This window comes from Nocardioides cremeus (assembly GCF_030518195.1).
Taxonomy (GTDB): domain Bacteria; phylum Actinomycetota; class Actinomycetes; order Propionibacteriales; family Nocardioidaceae; genus Nocardioides; species Nocardioides cremeus.
The window spans coordinates 1-284 of record NZ_JAULSC010000201.1 but is presented as its reverse complement, the minus strand read 5'-3'; the positions used below and the strand labels follow the sequence as shown (position 1 = coordinate 284).

The following is a 284-nucleotide window of genomic DNA, read 5'->3' as shown; positions in this document are numbered from 1 at the left end:
AAAGGACCCCGCCACCACCTGACCCCCCCCCGGGAGCCAACCCCGGAACCGATGCATTGACCCGGAGGGTGGGGCCAAATCAAAGCAGCACAGTGGGGCCAAATGGGCTTGTCATTCTCACCGCTCCCACGCGGCGGTCCAGGTCGCGACCGCGTGGGGGCATTTCTTGCCCCAGTTCGAGTCCGCGAACGCGTCCAGCTCGCGGCGCGCGGCCTCGGCGTTCGCTGCGGTGTAGACCGGCTTCAGCGCCGCCGCGACGGCCTTGCGGTCGCCGTAGCCCACGA

General features: G+C 69.7%; 1 pseudogene. It reads right to left on the bottom strand.

Annotated features, from left to right (window positions below):
- Nucleotides 1–120: 120 nt before the first annotated feature.
- A pseudogene (locus QWJ41_RS21025) lies at nucleotides 121–284 on the bottom strand (transposase); the annotation flags it as partial.